Origin of the sequence: Pantoea sp., assembly GCF_028283705.1 — a bacterium.
Taxonomy (GTDB): domain Bacteria; phylum Pseudomonadota; class Gammaproteobacteria; order Enterobacterales; family Enterobacteriaceae; genus Pantoea.
In genome coordinates this window covers 108,787-121,923 of record NZ_JAPWKD010000002.1, presented here as the reverse complement: position 1 = coordinate 121,923, position 13,137 = coordinate 108,787, and the positions used below count along the sequence as shown (strand labels likewise).

Here is a 13,137-nt window from a genome sequence, read left to right as displayed (position 1 = left end):
TTATCAGGAGTAGAAGTGACGATATGAATTCTCTGTTTGCCAGTACGGCGCGCGGGCTTGAAGAACTGCTTAAAACTGAGCTGGACGCGCTGGGTGCGCAGGATTTGCAGGTGGTGCAGGGCGGTGTCCATTTTGAGGCCGACGACCGCGTGATGTACCAAAGCCTGCTGTGGAGCCGCCTGGCTTCACGTATTTTACTGCCGCTGGGAGAATTCGGCGTCTGGAGCGATCTCGATCTTTACGTCGGCGCCCAGAGCATTCCGTGGTGCGACATCTTTGACAGCGAGACCAGCTTTGCCATTCATTTCAGCGGCACCAACGAGGTGATCCGTAATAGTCAGTTTGGCGCGTTGCGTATCAAAGATGCCATCGTGGACAGTTTTACCCGCCAGAATTTGCCGCGTCCGAATGTTGATCGTGAGCAGCCAGGGATTCGTATCAACGCCTGGCTGAATAAAGATCGCGTCAGCATCGCACTGGATCTGAGTGGCGATGCCCTGCACCAGCGTGGTTATCGCCAGCAAACCGGGCAGGCTCCGCTGAAAGAGAATCTGGCGGCGGCGATTGTGCTGCGTTCTGGCTGGCAAAACGGCACCCCGCTTGTCGACCCGATGTGCGGTTCCGGTACGTTGCTGATTGAAGCGGCGTTGATCGCCTGCGATCGCGCTCCGGGCTTGCTGCGTTCACGCTGGGGCTTTAACCGCTGGAAAAAACACAATCAAACTCTGTGGCAGGAACTGCGTAGCGAAGCGATGCAACGTGCGCGTCTGGGAACGGAAGCGACCAGTGCCCGTTTCTTTGGCTACGATAACGACGGCCGCGTGCTGGAGTGGGCGCGAGCCAATGCGCGCCGCGCCGGTGTGGCCGATCTCTTTACCTTTGCCCAGCAGGACGTCCTGAAGCTGCATAATCCGCTGTCAGGCGATGTGACCGGCACGGTGCTGAGCAACCCGCCATATGGCGAGCGTCTGGAAAGTGAGCCTGCGCTGATTGCGCTGCACAGCCAGCTGGGCCGCATCATGAAGCAGCAATTTGGTGGCTGGAACCTGTCGTTGTTCAGTGCCTCGCCAGAACTGCTGAGTTGCCTGTCATTGCGTGCCGATCGCCAGTTCAAAGCGAAAAACGGTCCGCTGGAATGTGTGCAGAAAAATTATCAGCTGGCGGCCAGCAGTGGCGAAAGTTCGGCACAGATTGCTGATGATTATGCCAACCGCCTGCGCAAGAATGTGAAAAAGCTGGAGAAGTGGGCGCGTCAGTCAAATATTGATTGTTATCGCCTGTACGATGCCGACCTGCCGGAATATAACGTTGCAGTGGATCGCTACGGCGATTGGGTGGTGATTCAGGAATATGCGCCGCCAAAAACCGTTGATGCGAGCAAAGCGCGTCAGCGTCTGTTTGATGTGATCAGCGCGACGCTCAGCGTGCTGGAGATCCCGGCAAATCGTCTGGTGTTGAAAACCCGCGAACGTCAGAAAGGCAAAAACCAGTATCAGAAACTGGGTGAGAAGGGTGATTTCTTTGAAGTTCAGGAATTTAACGCGCGCTTCCTGGTTAACCTGACGGACTATCTCGACACCGGCCTGTTCCTCGATCACCGCATCGCACGTCAGATGCTGGGTAAAATGAGCCAGGGTAAAGATTTCCTCAATCTGTTTTCTTACACCGGCAGCGCCAGTGTGCATGCCGGTCTGGGTGGCGCGAAATCCACCACCACGGTGGATATGTCCCGTACCTACCTGGAATGGGCAGAGCGCAATTTGCGTCTCAACGGCCTGACGGGGCGTCAGCATCGCCTGATGCAGGCGGATTGCCTGAGCTGGCTGCGCGAAAGCGATGAACAGTTCGATCTGATCTTTATTGATCCGCCCACGTTCTCCAACTCGAAACGGATGGAAGACGATTTTGACGTGCAGCGCGATCATTTGATGCTGATGCAGAACCTAAAGCGTCTGCTGCGTCGCGGCGGTACCATTATGTTTTCTAACAACAAGCGCGGCTTCAAAATGGATCTCGACGGGTTGCAGCGCCTGGGCTTACAAGCGCAGGATATCACCCAGAAAACCCAGTCGCAGGATTTTGCCCGCAACCGTCACATTCACAACTGCTGGCTGGTCAGCCACGCCGGTAAGGAATAAGTTTTATGTCACTGATCAGTATCCATGGCGCTTACCTGTCGTTCAGCGATGCGCCGCTGTTGGATAATACCGAACTGCATATTGAAGAAGGCGAGCGCGTCTGTCTGGTGGGGCGCAACGGTGCCGGTAAATCCACGCTGATGAAAATCATTAACGGCGAACAACCGCTGGATGATGGCCGCATTATTTATGAAACCGACCTGGTCGTGGCGCGCCTGCAACAGGATCCGCCACGCAATATTACCGGCTCGGTGTATGACTTTGTTGCAGAAGGGGTGGAAGAACAGGCCGAGCATCTGAAGGCTTACCACGCCATTTCCCATGTGGTGATGGAAGATCCCAGCGAGAAAAATCTCAACGAAATGGCGCGTCTGCAGGCGATTCTTGATCACCAGAACCTGTGGCAGCTGGAAAGCCGTATCAATGATGTGCTGGAAAAAATTGGTTTGCAGGCCGATACCGAGTTGTCGTCGCTGTCGGGTGGGTGGCTGCGTAAAGCGGCGCTGGGTCGCGCGCTGGTCAGCAATCCGCGTGTGCTGATGCTGGATGAACCAACCAACCACCTCGATATTGAAACCATCGACTGGCTGGAAAATTTCCTCAAAACCTTTACCGGCAGCATCGTGTTTATTTCGCATGACCGCTCCTTTATTCGCAATATGGCGACACGCATTGTCGATCTCGACCGTGGCAAGCTGGTCTCGTGGCCGGGGGATTACGATCAGTATCTGCTGGGCAAAGAAGAAGCGCTGCGTGTAGAAGAACTGCAAAATGCCGAGTTCGACCGCAAACTGGCGCAGGAAGAAGTGTGGATTCGCCAGGGTATCAAAGCGCGTCGTACCCGTAACGAAGGCCGTGTTCGCGCCCTGAAAGCGCTGCGTCGTGAGCGTTCTGAACGCCGTGACGTGATGGGCAAAGCCAATATGCAGGTGGGTGAAGCTTCGCGCTCCGGCAAAATCGTCTTTGAGCTGGAAAATGTTGACTACGCCGTCGATGGCAAAGTGCTGGTGAAGGATTTTTCTTCGCAGGTGCAGCGTGGCGACAAGATTGCGCTGATTGGCCCTAACGGCTGCGGGAAAACCACGCTGCTGCGCCTGATGCTGCAACAGCTGAAGGCAGACAGCGGCCGTGTGCATTCCGGTACCAAGCTGGAAGTGGCGTACTTCGACCAGCATCGCGCGGAACTCGATCCGGACCGTACCGTGATGGATAACCTGGCTGAAGGTAAGCAGGAAGTGCTGGTGAACGGTAAACCGCGCCATGTGCTGGGCTATTTGCAGGACTTCCTGTTCCACCCAAAACGTGCCATGACGCCGGTGCGTGCGCTGTCGGGCGGTGAGCGTAACCGCCTGCTGCTGGCGCGCCTGTTCCTCAAGCCCAGCAACCTGATGATTCTCGATGAACCGACCAACGACCTCGATGTGGAAACGCTGGAGTTGCTGGAAGAGTTGATTGACGGCTATCAGGGCACCGTGCTGCTGGTCAGCCACGATCGTCAGTTTGTGGATAATACCGTCACCGAATGCTGGATCTTTGAAGGTAACGGTGAGATTGGTGCCTTTGTGGGCGGTTATCATGATGCCCAGCAACAGCGTGCGGCGTATAAGCAGCTGAAAACCGCGTCGGCGGTGAAAACCAGCGCCAGCGCTGAAAAAACGGCTGAGAAAAATGATGCCAACAAACGGGGTTCAGGCAAGCTAAGCTATAACCTGACGCGTGAGCTGGAGCAGTTACCGCAAAAGCTGGAACAGTTGGAAACCCGTATTGGCGAGTTGCAGACGCAGATGAGCCATCCGGATTTCTTCAGCCAGCCACATGACAAAACGCAGCCGGTGCTGGATGCGCTGGCGCAGACCGAGCAGGAACTGGAAACGGCGTTTGAACGCTGGGAAGAACTGGAAGCGCTGAAAAACGGCGCTTAATGCAGAAGGAAACCGGCATGTGTGCAGCGGATGATGCGCAGTCGTGGATACTCTGTCCACAGTGCGATTTAACGGTAAAACTGCCAGTTGTGCCGGTAGGCAGCCGGGCGCGTTGCCCGCGCTGCCACACCACATTAACGGCGAACTGGCATGAGCCGCGTAAGCGGCCTACCGGTTATGCGATCGCGGCTTTGTTTATGCTGGTGCTGGCCAATCTGTTTCCTTTCGTCAATATGCACGTTGCAGGCCTGAGCAGTGAGATCTCACTGCCGGAAATTCCGAATGTCATGGTGCGCGAGGACTACAGCAGCCTCGCCAGCCTGTTCCTGCTGTTTGTTCAGGGCATTCCGGCATTTTGCATGGTGACCATCATTCTGCTGGTGAATAAGGTCAGAATGCCACACCACCTGCGATTGGTGCTGGCGCGCATTTTGTTCCAGTTACGTAACTGGGGCATGGCGGAAATCTTCATGGCAGGCGTTCTGGTCAGTTTTGTCAAACTGATGGCCTATGGCGAGATTGGTCTCGGCAGCAGCTTCTGGGCGTGGTGCCTGTTTTGTGTGCTGCAATTGCGAGCCTTCCAGTGTGTGGACCGCCGCTGGGTATGGCAGCGCATTGCGCCATTGCCTGCCTTACCACACGCGCCAAAGGCGGGTATCAGCGGTATACAGCAGGGGATGCGCCGCTGTCCATGTTGTACCGCCATCATGCCCATCGAGCGTAAGGCGTGCAGCCGTTGTGGTGTGGTGGCTCACGCCCGACGGCCTCACAGCCTGCAATGGACGCTGGCGTTGCTGGTAACCTCTCTGCTGTTGTATCTCCCATCAAATATTATGCCGATTATGGTGACGGAGACGCTGGGCACGGCGTATCCCTCCAACATCATGGCAGGGGTGATTTTGCTGTGGAGTGACGGATCCTGGCCGGTGGCATTGGTGATTTTTATCGCCAGTATCATGGTGCCTTCGCTCAAAATGCTGGCGATTGGCTGGCTGTGCTGGGATGCCAGTGGACGCGGGCAGCATGATAGCGAGAAGATGCACCTGGTTTATGAGGTGGTGGAGTTTGTTGGCCGCTGGTCAATGATTGATGTGTTTGTTATCGCTGTTCTCTCTGCACTGGTGCGGATGGGGCGGTTGATGAGTGTTTACCCGGCGCCAGGCGCGCTGTTATTTGCCATGGTGGTGATTCTCACCATGTTTGCAGCGCTGGCTTTTGATCCGCGTCTGACCTGGGATCGTGTACGGAAAACCGAACGTAAGGAGCCGCGTCTTGACGGACAATCATCAGGGAGTTGCTAACGTCGATCAGATTAAACGCTGGTCGCCGGTCTGGATTGTACCCATTGTCACGCTGTTAATCGGCGGATGGATTCTTTTTTACCACTTCAGCCATCAGGGGCCGGAAGTGACACTGATTACCGAAAATGCCGAGGGTATAGAAGCGGGTAAAACCACCATCAAGAGCCGCAGCGTGGATGTTGGCGTGGTGGAGAGCGCGGTACTGACTGACGATCTGCATCATGTGGAGATCAAAGCGCGGCTGAATTCCGGTATGGATAAACTGTTGCACGGCGACAGCGCTTTCTGGGTGGTCAAACCGCAGATTGGCCGTGAGGGGGTTACTGGTCTTAGTACGTTGCTATCCGGCGCCTATATCGAATTGCAGCCGGGTACTAAGGGTGATAAGCCGGAATCCTATCAATTGCTGGATGCGCCGCCACTGGCTCCACCGGATGCCAAAGGCATTCGTGTCACGCTGGACAGCAAAAAAGCCGGGCAACTCAATCCGGGCGATCCGGTGTTGTTCCGTGGTTATCGTGTCGGTACGGTCGAAACCAGCACTTTCGATACGGAAAAACGCATGATGACCTATCAGCTGTTTATCTCTGCGCCTTATGACCGGCTGGTCACCACCAATGTCCGTTTCTGGAAGGACAGCGGGATTGCGGTGGATATGTCATCTTCGGGTATGCGTGTGGAAATGGGGTCACTCACGACGCTATTCAGCGGTGGCGTCAGCTTTGATGTACCGGATGGCTGGGAACTGGGGCAGGCGGCGGAGAATAAAGCGGAATATCATCTGTTTGACGATCAGCGCAGTATCCAGGATTCGCTGTATACCAACCATATCGACTTCCTGATGTTCTTTACGGATTCGATCCGTGGCCTGCAAGTCGGTGCGCCGGTGGAGTTCCGGGGAATTCGTCTCGGTACGGTGGCGCAGGTGCCTTATACCATCCCTGGTGTTAACCAGGCACTGAACACGGATTATCGTGTACCGGTACTGATCCGCATCGAACCCGATCGCTTTATCAGTCGTCTTGGTGGTGATTTCAATATCGAACAGCATTTGCAGGATGGGAAAAAGCGCGGTCTGCGTGCCACCCTCAAAACCGGTAACCTGTTGTCGGGTGCGTTATATGTCGATCTGGATTTTTACGACAACGTTGCGCCTTATCAGGGGCCGGAAAAAGTGGCCGGGCTTGAAGTGATCCCAACGGTGAGTGGTGGTCTGAGCCAGATTCAACAGAAACTGCTGGCAGCGCTCGATAAGATCAACAACCTGCCGCTCAATCCGATGATCAATGAGGCAACCGGCACCCTGAAGGAGAGCCAGCGCACGCTGCAGCAGCTGCAGAAAACGCTCAACAACCTCAATCAGATCACCGGTAGTCCGGCGATGAAGACGCTGCCAGCGGATATGCAGCAAACGCTGCGTGAACTCAACCGCAGCATGAAAGGGCTGCAGCCGGGATCGCCAGCCTATGACAAGCTGGTGGGCGATATGCAGCGACTGGACCAGGTGCTGCGTGAATTGCAGCCGGTGCTGAAGACCTTGAATAGCAAAAGCAACGCGCTGGTGTTTGAAGCCAAACCGGGCCAGGATCCACAGCCGAAGAGGGCGAAACAGTGAAGAAAGGGCTGATGATTGGGGCGATGCTGCTGCTGGCAGGTTGCAGCAGCACCATTGAAACCACTTACTACCAACTGCCTGCGGGTGCCAGTATGGCACCTGTCAGCACCGATGCCAGCAGTGGGCAACCGATGCTTTGGGTGCAACAGGTCAGTGTTCCGGATTATCTGGCGGGTAATGGCCTGGTGTACCAGACCAGCGACGTGAAATACGTTATTGCCGCTAATAATCTGTGGGCCAGTCCGCTCGACCAGCAATTGCAGCAAACGCTGATCAATAATCTGAGCCGCGCATTGCCAGGGCGCCTGGTATCCGGTACGCCATTGGGTGAAACGCACGACACGCTGACGGTGAACGTGACCGGTTTCCAGGGACGTTATGATGGCAAGGCGATTGTGAGCGGTGAATGGGTGCTGCAACATCAAGGACGGCTTATCAAACACGGCTTTAATCTGACGTTGCCGCAAACGGAAGACGGTTACGATGCGCTGGTGCGCACATTGGCGCTCGGCTGGCAGCAGGTTGCTCAGCAAATTGCGAATAGTGCGATCACGCCAAATTAAGATTTGTTTGAAGCTTATGCTAAGTCCCTGATTTGTCATCAACGTGTGGCAAAAAAATCAGGGGCTTTTTTATTGCCTAATCAGCCAGATAAGCGATTTTTCTGAAAATTTACCTCATTTTGTGATGTCGGTTTCAGGTCAAATTTATGACATTGGCGTGAATTTTGCGCATTGATCTTTTCCGCCTCTGGGGTTAGAACGTTAGAGTGGTTGAACATTAATTCGCCACTCTATCTTTCCACCAGATTCCACCAGACCTGAAATGAGGGAAACGAGGTATGAAGAGACAGAAAAGAGACCGCCTGGAACGAGCACATTCACGTGGCTATCAGGCCGGCATTACGGGACGCTCAAAAGAGATTTGCCCGTACCAAATGATCGACGCACGGTCTCACTGGTTGGGAGGTTGGCGACAGGCCATGGAGGACAGGTCGGCGGTGGCCTAGCACTGCCGGATGTTCATCGAGTAAGGAACAAACCTCCGCTTAGTGCGGAGGTTTTTGTTTTCCCCGTCATACTTTAGGTTGCATGGGCGTTGGCTTTACTCGCGTGCCGCCTTCCTGCAACTCAAAGTATTTAGGGGAAAGTCAGGAGGACTAAAAAGCGGTGGTGTCTTTGAAGAGGCCCACTTTCAGGTCTGTCGCAGCATAAATCAGGTTGCCATCGACAAATACTTCGCCATCAGCCACGCCCATCACCAGTTTGCGGTTGATGACACGTTTGAAGTGAATTTTGTAAGTCACTTTTTTTGCTGTCGGCAGTACCTGTCCGGTGAATTTCACTTCACCCACGCCCAGTGCGCGGCCTTTACCTTCAGCACCCAGCCAGCCCAGATAGAAGCCAACCAGCTGCCACATAGCATCCAGACCCAGACAGCCCGGCATCACCGGGTCACCGATGAAGTGGCAATCAAAGAACCACAGGTCGGGGCGGATATCCAGCTCGGCTTCGACAAAGCCTTTGTCGTATTTACCGCCGTCTTCAGTCATTTTGACCACGCGGTCCATCATCAACATATTGCCTGATGGAAGCGGCGGTCCGTTTTCGCCAAACAGTTCTCCGCGACCTGAGGCAACCAGGTCTTCTTTGCTATAGGATTCGCGTTTATCTACCATGTTCTCAATAAGCCTTATTTAGTGAAGCCCGAATATTAGCGAACAGTTGTACGCTGGGCAATGCTATCAGCTGTGGTTAAACCAGTTAAGCCAACGTAATGGCCACGGACGCTGACGTGTTTCATGCTGGTTAAGCAGAGCGATACGTTCCTGAATGGTGCTTAGCAGTGAATCACCGCTCTCACTTTGCCACTCCACGCCTGTCAGCAATGGCAGGGCTTCATCTACACGCTCAATTGCCCATATGTGGAACTGGCCCTGTTCTACCGCTTCAACGACCGCGGTATTCAGGCTCAGGTGGCGCACGTTGCTGGCGGGCAAAATCACGCCCTGCTGGCCGGTGAGACCGCGTTCGTGACAAATGCTGAAGAAACCTTCAATTTTCTCATTAAGGCCGCCAACCGGCTGAATATTGCCGAACTGATCCACAGAACCCGTAACGGCGATCTGCTGATTCAGCGGCTGATTAGCCAGTGCACTGATCAGGGCGCACAGTTCGGCGAGAGAGGCACTATCGCCATCAACCTCAGAATAGGATTGTTCAAACACCAGTGAAGCAGAGAAGGGGAGCTGTTGCTCCAGTTCCAGTTCTGCAATCAGATAGGCCTGCATGATCATCATGCCTTTCGCATGAATATTGCCACCCAATTCTGCTTTGCGTTCGACATCGGTGAATTCACCATCACCCGGATGCACCACACAGGTAATACGGGAAGGTTCGCCCCACGGACGCGGATGCCCCGGGAATTCAATGACCGAAAGGCCATTGATCTGACCTACCGCTTCACCTTCTGTCTCGATCATGATCTGATTGAGCAGAATTTCATCACGCATACGGTCGGCGAGGAAACTTTCCCGCCACTGGCGAGCTTCCAGTGCGTCTTTCAGCGCTTCGGCATTGAGTGCGTCACCGTGCAACGCCGCTTCCTGCATCTGGCGGCGCAGCCAGCGTGGACAAAGTGGCAGCGTATCCTGATCGCCAGTGTTGCGTACCGCCTCGTTGATCAGCAGCGGCCAGAAGTCCTCTTCCGGATCGGGCAGGCCGGCCTGACGTGCCAGGTTTAGTGTCCACTGGCACCAGGAGGTCATGTCTTCTTCATCCAGCACCTGGAGGTTTTCTTCAAACTCACTGTAAAGCGCCATCTCATGCGCTTCTGTGTCCAGCGCCTGAAAATCAGCCAGTGCATCACGTTCGCCGCAAAGAATCAGGCGCAACCGGAGGGGCAGAGGAGGAATAGCGACTGGCAATGGCTGGCGCTCATCCTGCGAATACCAGTCAAAACGGCCTGATTCGACGCTTTTTTTCAGGCGTAACCACATCAATGGCTGTGCCAGCAGCGTGGTTACGCTCAGAATAAGCGTGCCACCGTTAGCACGATGCAATAACCCCGGCTCCAGCTGCATACGATCTTTATACTGACGCACGCAACCGAAAAGCTGTTCAAATTCAATCCAGTCGGCATAATGCACGCCGCCCCGGCTGGTAAAAGGTCGGCTGCTGTCAGTCGGCGGCAGCAGACTCACATTGTCGCCCATAACCAGATAATCACCCCCCGTAAGGGTTGCCGTTTCTGGCTGGAAACGCTGCGCAGCACTGGCAATCCAGGCGAGGTAATCGTTATTTTCCTGGCTGCGTAACAACAGCAGTGGTAATCCTTGTTGCTGATGATGCAAATGCGCCAGCGCATTCAGCAGACGCGGCTGGACCGCAGCCAGACTATCGCTATCTTCCAGTGAGACGTCAGAGAAAATGGATTGGTAGCGGGTGCTATCCGGCTGCAGGGCTTGCCACGTGAGTTGAGAGCTGGTCAAAATATTCCATTCGTCAGATTCGGGAAAAGCGCGATTATACAGGAATCAACTGGGTTAAGCACTGCGGAGTTCCGGCCCGAATTGTGACGGTTGCAACATGTTTTTCCTTGCTGCATCCGGGAAAAAAGCTGTTATTCTTAGTTTGTTACGTGATCACGATGAGATTCCGATGAAATACCAGCAACTCGAAAATCTTGAAAGTGGATGGAAGTGGAAATACCTGGTGAAAAAGCATCGGGAAGGTGAGCTGATCACCCGTCATCTGGAACTGAGTGCAGCCCAGGTCGCGGTCGATGCCTTGCTGTCGATGGAAAATAGCCCGGTAGAGGTCAACGAATGGATTGCCCAGCATATTCATCCCGATCTGGATAATCGTCTTAAGCAGACCATCCGGGCACGTCGGAAACGCCATTTTAATGCCGAGCATCAGCATACCAGGAAGAAATCCATCGACCTGGAATATCTGGTGTGGCAGCGTCTGGCAGGGTTAGCACAACGTCGTAGTAGTACCCTTTCTGACACTATTGTGCAGCTGATTGAAGATGCGGAGCGTAAAGAGAAGTATGCCAGCCAGATGTCTACGCTGAAGCAGGATTTACAGGCAATTCTGGGAAAAGATGGCGCAGAGAACGAATAGCTTTCGTTTCTGATAAACAGCAATAAAAAACCCCGCCCAGGCGGGGTTTTTAGCGCGAGTGAACTTAAGCCTGCGGCTGAGTTACCACGTCTTTGATACCTTTCACGTCGATTTCAACGCGACGGTCCGGCGCCAGGCAGTCGATCAGGGCATTGCGGCCTTTCACGCTGTCACAGGTGTTGCCAGTAACCGGGTTAGATTTGCCCATACCACGTGCAGAGATCTTGTTGGACGGGATACCTTTAGAAACCAGGTAATCGACAACAGACTGAGCGCGTTTCTCAGACAGTTTCTGGTTGTACTGCTCTGAACCGATACGGTCGGTGAAGCCCAGAACAACGACTGAACCGTCTTTCGGGTCCAGTGAGCTCAGCTGGCTGTACAGCTGATCCAGAGCCTGCTGACCTTCTGGTTTCAGGGTAGCTTTGTTGAAGTTGAACAGAACGTCAGACTTCAGGGTGAAACGCTTGGTTTCAACAACCGGAGCCGGAGCCGGAGCCGGAGCTACAACCGGGGCAGCAGCTTCATCCTGACCGAAACGGTAAGAAACACCGACGCTCAGCATGCTGTTGTCAGGGCGTGCGCCAACGGTGCCAGCATCGCCGATGTTGTTAACCCACTGGTAGTCCAGACGAGCAGCCCAGTTTTGGGTCAGTGCGTATTCAACACCAACAGCAGCCAGCGGAGAAACGCCGGTGTCGTGATCGCTGATGCGAACGCCGTTGTTGTTCTGAGTTGAATCAGCACGCCATACCATGCCGCCCAGACGGGTATAAACGTCCAGATCGTCAGTGATTGGGTAGCTCAGTTTAGCAGCCAGCTGAACGCCTTGTGCTTTGAATGCGCCATTGATGTTGTTGCCTTTGTAAGGCATACGGCCCAGCCAGTCATAGCCCAGCTCGAAGCCCAGGTACGGGTTAGCCTGGTAGCCCAGGAATGCGCCTGCACCCAGCTGATCCTGATGGGTCGGACCGTCGTTGTTCACGTAACCGTTACCGTAGTTACCTTTGTCGTGGTACTGAGACCAGCCCAGTTTAGCACCGGTATACCAGGTGTTATCTTTAGGAGCGGCCTGCGCTACGGTAGCGAAGCCAGCCAGTGCCACTGCAATTGCGATAGCTGTCTTTTTCATTTTGCGCCTCGTTATCATCCAAATAGGCAATGAGCAAAAATGTTTGCTCTTGGTTGTAATCCAATCCTTCGCCGGGTCAACATGCTCGCTTATGACTCTACCGAAAAAAAACGGAGGTTATTGAGCACCCTGGCGAGGTAAAGTCTACAACGAGATTGGAAACTTACAAGTATGATGTGACGCCAGGCGATAAAAAAACAGGGGTTTATACACACATTTTAACAATTGACATGGCATAATCTTCGTGATCAGAAATGAAAAAAACGGCTAAGCCATTGTCTAAGCTGGCTGGACAAGAATCAGTGGCTTAGCGTTAACTTCCGCAAAAAACGTTGTGAGAAAAATCTTAATTTTACTTAATGAAACAAATCTGAGGGAATTTTTGACGCAGACGGTTGTCTCGACAAAACAGCTTCGTACCCTTGCGGACGCATAACCAGCCCCAAAGCTTCACCTTCCGCTGCCGCCTGTTTCAGTTCCCAGCGCTCTTCATCATTAAGCTCGTAAGGGATCCATGCCAGAACCACGCTATAGTTCCCGGTACGCAGGGCTTTGACCATACTTTCTACCGTACTGTAACGTTCACTTTCGGTGATATGCATACTCTTTTCCAGCGGCAAACCTGACTGCTGCATCCACTGGCGATTCAGTTTGTGTGCTGGTGTTAACCACAGCTGCCAGCGTGATTGCAGGCTCAATTGTTGCAGGACTGGCAACAGCATAAGTTGCATCATGCCAGGTTGTTCACTGTAACGCAGCTCTGTAATGCCACCCAGAGTAGGTTGTGCTACACCTGAAGTTGCAAAACGGTGAGAACGATCAGCGGTGCCAGAGAATTGAGTACGCATAATTTAATCACTCAGTAATGAACTGTATGAATATACAGTAATAGCTTCCTGGAT

At 53.7% G+C, this 13,137-nt stretch carries 10 protein-coding genes and 1 pseudogene; 7 read left to right on the top strand and 4 right to left on the bottom strand.

Features of this window, described 5'->3' with window-relative positions; all coding sequences use genetic code 11:
• Positions 1 to 23: 23 nt before the first annotated feature.
• The 6 genes from rlmKL to rmf all read left to right on the top strand — a co-directional run bounded on the left by rlmKL (position 24) and on the right by rmf (position 7,985).
• Positions 24 to 2,138, top strand: a complete 2,115-nt coding sequence (gene rlmKL, locus PW844_RS01640; RefSeq protein WP_299446054.1) for a bifunctional 23S rRNA (guanine(2069)-N(7))-methyltransferase RlmK/23S rRNA (guanine(2445)-N(2))-methyltransferase RlmL — start codon at positions 24 to 26, stop codon at positions 2,136 to 2,138.
• A gap of 5 nt (positions 2,139 to 2,143) precedes the next feature.
• Positions 2,144 to 4,060 (top strand): ABC transporter ATP-binding protein, encoded by a 1,917-nt coding sequence (locus tag PW844_RS01635; RefSeq protein WP_299446051.1) that lies wholly within the window; start codon positions 2,144 to 2,146, stop codon positions 4,058 to 4,060.
• 17 nt (positions 4,061 to 4,077) lie between these two features.
• Positions 4,078 to 5,361 (top strand): membrane integrity-associated transporter subunit PqiA, encoded by a 1,284-nt coding sequence (gene pqiA, locus PW844_RS01630; protein ID WP_299446784.1) that lies wholly within the window; start codon positions 4,078 to 4,080, stop codon positions 5,359 to 5,361.
• On the top strand, positions 5,333 to 6,976 hold the full coding sequence (pqiB, locus tag PW844_RS01625; RefSeq protein WP_299446048.1) for an intermembrane transport protein PqiB: 1,644 nt from the start codon (positions 5,333 to 5,335) through the stop codon (positions 6,974 to 6,976). The genes pqiA and pqiB overlap by 29 nt, the downstream gene beginning before the upstream one ends.
• Positions 6,973 to 7,539, top strand: a complete 567-nt coding sequence (pqiC, locus tag PW844_RS01620) for a membrane integrity-associated transporter subunit PqiC (protein ID WP_299446046.1) — start codon at positions 6,973 to 6,975, stop codon at positions 7,537 to 7,539. Before pqiB ends, pqiC begins: the two co-directional genes overlap by 4 nt.
• A gap of 278 nt (positions 7,540 to 7,817) precedes the next feature.
• On the top strand, positions 7,818 to 7,985 hold the full coding sequence (rmf, locus tag PW844_RS01615; RefSeq protein WP_013508548.1) for a ribosome modulation factor: 168 nt from the start codon (positions 7,818 to 7,820) through the stop codon (positions 7,983 to 7,985).
• Positions 7,986 to 8,135: 150 nt separating this feature from the next.
• On the opposite strand, the gene fabA is transcribed toward rmf, so the two are convergent.
• Together fabA and PW844_RS01605 are read right to left on the bottom strand one after the other, a co-directional pair.
• Positions 8,136 to 8,654, bottom strand: coding sequence for a bifunctional 3-hydroxydecanoyl-ACP dehydratase/trans-2-decenoyl-ACP isomerase (gene fabA / locus PW844_RS01610; RefSeq protein WP_084873737.1), 519 nt, complete (start codon positions 8,652 to 8,654; stop codon positions 8,136 to 8,138).
• A gap of 66 nt (positions 8,655 to 8,720) precedes the next feature.
• Positions 8,721 to 10,582: pseudogene (locus tag PW844_RS01605) on the bottom strand (AAA family ATPase).
• Between the two features lie 53 nt (positions 10,583 to 10,635).
• Between PW844_RS01605 and matP the strand changes: the two are divergent.
• Positions 10,636 to 11,103, top strand: coding sequence for a macrodomain Ter protein MatP (gene matP / locus PW844_RS01600; protein ID WP_139810901.1), 468 nt, complete (start codon positions 10,636 to 10,638; stop codon positions 11,101 to 11,103).
• Positions 11,104 to 11,167: 64 nt separating this feature from the next.
• On the opposite strand, the gene ompA is transcribed toward matP, so the two are convergent.
• Together ompA and sulA are read right to left on the bottom strand one after the other, a co-directional pair.
• Positions 11,168 to 12,235: a porin OmpA gene (gene ompA, locus PW844_RS01595; RefSeq protein WP_084873740.1), complete on the bottom strand. Its 1,068-nt coding sequence runs from the start codon at positions 12,233 to 12,235 to the stop codon at positions 11,168 to 11,170.
• A gap of 356 nt (positions 12,236 to 12,591) precedes the next feature.
• Complete coding sequence (gene sulA / locus PW844_RS01590; protein WP_299446021.1) at positions 12,592 to 13,083, bottom strand: SOS-induced cell division inhibitor SulA; 492 nt, start codon at positions 13,081 to 13,083, stop codon at positions 12,592 to 12,594.
• Positions 13,084 to 13,137 lie beyond the last annotated feature (54 nt).

What these genes read in the sequence shown, in the direction of transcription:
- rmf (WP_013508548.1), top strand. Translation starts at nt 7,818, where the DNA reads ATGAAGAGACAGAAAAGAGACCGCCTGGAACGAGCACATTCACGTGGC.
- sulA (WP_299446021.1), bottom strand. Translation starts at nt 13,083, where the DNA reads ATGCGTACTCAATTCTCTGGCACCGCTGATCGTTCTCACCGTTTTGCA.
- pqiA (WP_299446784.1), top strand. Translation starts at nt 4,078, where the DNA reads ATGTGTGCAGCGGATGATGCGCAGTCGTGGATACTCTGTCCACAGTGC.
- ompA (WP_084873740.1), bottom strand. Translation starts at nt 12,235, where the DNA reads ATGAAAAAGACAGCTATCGCAATTGCAGTGGCACTGGCTGGCTTCGCT.
- PW844_RS01635 (WP_299446051.1), top strand. Translation starts at nt 2,144, where the DNA reads ATGTCACTGATCAGTATCCATGGCGCTTACCTGTCGTTCAGCGATGCG.
- matP (WP_139810901.1), top strand. Translation starts at nt 10,636, where the DNA reads ATGAAATACCAGCAACTCGAAAATCTTGAAAGTGGATGGAAGTGGAAA.
- rlmKL (WP_299446054.1), top strand. Translation starts at nt 24, where the DNA reads ATGAATTCTCTGTTTGCCAGTACGGCGCGCGGGCTTGAAGAACTGCTT.
- fabA (WP_084873737.1), bottom strand. Translation starts at nt 8,654, where the DNA reads ATGGTAGATAAACGCGAATCCTATAGCAAAGAAGACCTGGTTGCCTCA.